This is a genomic window from Frankia sp. AgKG'84/4, from assembly GCF_023242965.2.
Lineage (GTDB): Bacteria > Actinomycetota > Actinomycetes > Frankiales > Frankiaceae > Frankia.
This window is the reverse complement of the sequence record NZ_JALKFU020000591.1, coordinates 1-3,234: the sequence shown is the minus strand read 5'-3', so window position 1 is coordinate 3,234 and position 3,234 is coordinate 1. Positions and strand designations below refer to the sequence as shown.

Below are 3,234 nucleotides of genomic sequence, written 5' to 3'. Positions count from 1 at the left end.
GCCCCGGCCCCGGCCGCCGTGGCGGCCCTCGCGTCCGGGCCGGTCGGGTCCACGGGGCGGGCCCGCGCCAGGACGCGCAGCGCGAGACCGTCCTCGTTGGTCCGGTGGACCAGCCCGCGGTCGCTCACCCCCGCCGCCGAGCCGAGGTCGTTCTCCACCCGGTCGCCGGTCATGCCGGCCCGGGGCAGCGCGGCGCCGCAGCGCTCGCAGAAACGGTCCTGGGCCCGCACGGTCGCGCCGCACGCCGAGCACGCGGTCGCGTGCCGGTCCTCGCCCGCCGGCCCGGCCGGCTGGGCCGCGGTGGCCTCCTGCGCGGTGGTCTGCACGTCGGTGGCCTCCTGATCGGTGGTGGTCGGGCCGCCCGCGGGCCGCGCGGCGAACTCCTCATGATGAGGCCGCCGGTCCGCACTCTCGGCGGCGGTCACCGCGGCGCTCCGGGACGCCCGTTTCGGGCCCGGGATCCGGGGGGCGCCACGCCGGGGAGGAACTCCCCGGCCATGCGCGTACCTGCCACCGCCCCGTTCGATTCCCTCCGGCGTCCCGTCCCGTCCCGCGCGCGGGTCCGGTCACCGGCCGGGCCGGTGGCAGACGATGTCTGATCGTAGGCCGCGGATGACGAGGGGAGCCGACAATGTCGGGTTGTCGTCACCCATTCGATCGGTGACCGGACCGGGGACGCCGCCAGCGCGGGCGCACTCAGTGCCGGTCGGCCGGGACGGTCGCGTACGTGCGCAGCCCGGCGACCTCCGCCAGCGGAGTCGGATGGGCCAGCAGATATCCCTGGCCGTAGGGGATGCCGGTAGCCATCACCGTGGCCAGTTCGGCCGCCGTCTCGATGCCCTCCGCGACGATGTGGCCGCCGATCTCATCCGCGACCTGGACCAGTCCGACGGCGATCGCCCGCCGCGCCGCGTCGATGTCGATACCACGGGTGATGATCCCGTCCAGCTTGGTGATCTCCGGGCGCAGTCGCAGGAGCTGTTCGAGGGCCGCGTAGCCGGTGCCGATGTCGTCGATGGCGATGCGGACCCCGCGTCTGCGCAGCAGGTCGACGGCCAACAGCAGACGGTCGTCGTCGGCGATCCGCTCATGCTCGGTGATCTCGACGATGACGCGGCCGGCGGCGAAGTCCGGCAGCAGGTCCACCACGCCCGCGATGATGGTCGACGGCGAGGCGTTGATCGCCAAGGTGAGCCCGGCGGGCAGCTCGGGCAGGACGGCACACGCCCGGGCGAAGGCCATCCGCTCCAACTCCGTGGCCAGGCCCACGGCGGCGGCGTTCTCGTACCAGCTCTGCGGGTCCTCGGCCATCCCCGGGAACCGCGACAGGGCCTCGAGCCCGACCATCCGCTGGTCCCGCAGCCGGAAGATCGGTTGAAAGACCACCAGCGGCCCGCCGCCATCGATGACATCGCTGACCTGCGACCAGAGCCGTCGTCGGCGCGACCACATCTCCTGCAGGTCGAGGACGACGTCGGTGAGGAACGCGGCCATCAGCCGCAGGAACCGCCCGTCGCGTTCCGGCGCGGCGGGCCGCGGTCGGTGCGACAGGCAGGCCAGGACGCCGTAGTTCAGGCCATCACCGTCGAGCACCGGCACGCAGGCGTACGCCCCGACGCCCGCCAGGCCGAACCCACCGCCCAGCGGATCGCCCGACGTGCCTCCCGGGGCACCCCCAGGTGGGCCGGCCCTCCCCTCGCCGGGCCTCGTTCGGGTCACGCCGACCCCGGGCAGCACCTCCTCGAGCGGGCCACGGCGGGGCAGGCGGTCACCCGGGGCCACCCCGAAGCCGGCGGCGTCACCTCGCAGCACCTGCAGCACCAGGTGGTCGTCCTCCACCCGGGCCAGCATCGCGAGATCCATACCGAGCTGCCGACGCAGGACGTCCAACAGGTCCGCCACGATCGTCTCCGCCTGAGGAAGATCCACCGGCGTGGCGGGTCGCATCACCCTGGTCGGCACGCCAATCACCTCCACCAGGTGCATGCCCCGGGCCACCCTCGGCCATGCGGCCCGCGTGTCCGCGGACCCGTGGTCACTCAGGCGAGCGCCACTGTGACCGCGTCGCGGATGAGGTCCGCCAGCCGGGGCGGCGCTCCGCGCCCGGCCCGCACGTGCAGCGGTTCGGGATCCGCCGCCGGCAGGTCGTCGCGCCGGACCAGACCGGGGGGCACCGGGCCCACGTCGGCGAGCAGCGCCACGCCCACCCCGGCGCGGGTCGCCTGCAGCACGCCGGCGAGATGGCCGGCCTCACCGGCGATCCAGGCGGTCCGCCCGACCCGCGCGAGAGTGCTCAGCGCCTGCCGGCGGATCGTGCACGGATCGTTGATCGCCACCAGGGGGAGGGGACGGTCGGGCGGCGGCGGCGTCCACCCCGCCGCGGCGTACCAGGCCAGGCGCAGGGCGCCGGCCGGGCGGCAGGCGGGGCTGTGCGCCGCGCCGATGAGAACGGCGACGTCGACCGCGCCGTCCTCGAGCGCCTCGGTGATGCGCGCGCCCCGATCGAGGCGGAACTGGATCCGCGCCTCCGGGTAGCCCGCGGTCAGCGCGGCCATCCACAACGGCAGCAGATGGTCCGCCGCGTGCTCCGTCGCCCCGACGGTGATCGTCGAGGGCCGCGCCGGGGCGCCCACGCCGAGCTGGACGAGAGCGCCGTCGTGCAGGTCGAGCAGGCGACGCGCCGCGGTGAGCAGCAGCTCGCCGTCGGGGGTGAACCGGGTGGCGCGCCCGTCGGGGGCGACCAGCGGCCGGCCGATGGTCTTCTCCAGCCGGCGCACGTGCTGGCTGACCGCGGACTGGGACACGCACAGGACCGCCGCTGCCCGCCGGAACCCGCCACTGTCCGCGATCGCGACGAGGCTGCGCAACGCCGTGATGTCGAGCGTGGAGGGCACAGGGCGCACCATAACACGACTGATCGCGAAATCTGATCGGTGTGATTGCGGATCGGCGTTGGACAACCACAGGAAAACCGATAATTCTGGTCGACATGGTCGACAAGCCCTGCGCACCCCGGTTCGGGCAGGTCAGCGCTGCCCATGCCGGTCGCGCCGGGCGGCGGCCGCTGCCCCGGCGGGTATTGACCCGCCGCAGGATCGTCGACTTCGGGATCCTCGCGTCCTCCTGCTGTCGCTGACGCTGCTGTCGCTGCGGCGGGGGGGGGGGGCGGGGGGGCGGGGCCGCCCCCCCCCCCCCCCCCCCCCCCCCCCCCCCCCCCCCCCCCCCCCCCCCCCC

Annotated in this window: 3 protein-coding genes and 1 pseudogene; 1 reads left to right on the top strand and 3 read right to left on the bottom strand. The window is 75.1% G+C overall.

From position 1 onward, the window contains the following. The 3 genes and pseudogenes from MXD58_RS23670 to MXD58_RS23660 all read right to left on the bottom strand — a co-directional run. Positions 1-425: pseudogene (locus MXD58_RS23670) on the bottom strand (hypothetical protein); the annotation flags it as partial. 271 nt (positions 426-696) lie between these two features. Further along, positions 697-1,962, bottom strand: a complete 1,266-nt coding sequence (locus tag MXD58_RS23665) for an EAL domain-containing protein (protein ID WP_248837067.1) — start codon at positions 1,960-1,962, stop codon at positions 697-699. A 77-nt stretch (positions 1,963-2,039) separates the two neighbouring features. Further along, a complete protein-coding gene (locus MXD58_RS23660; RefSeq protein ID WP_284678805.1) occupies positions 2,040-2,906 on the bottom strand; it encodes a LysR family transcriptional regulator in 867 nt (288 codons plus the stop codon). A gap of 46 nt (positions 2,907-2,952) precedes the next feature. On the opposite strand from MXD58_RS23660, the gene MXD58_RS23655 reads away from it, so the two are divergent. Then, positions 2,953-3,234 (top strand): hypothetical protein (locus tag MXD58_RS23655; protein WP_250609946.1); only part of this gene is annotated, 282 nt, incomplete at its 3' end.

What these genes read in the sequence shown, in the direction of transcription:
- MXD58_RS23660 (WP_284678805.1), bottom strand. Translation starts at nt 2,906, where the DNA reads ATGGTGCGCCCTGTGCCCTCCACGCTCGACATCACGGCGTTGCGCAGC.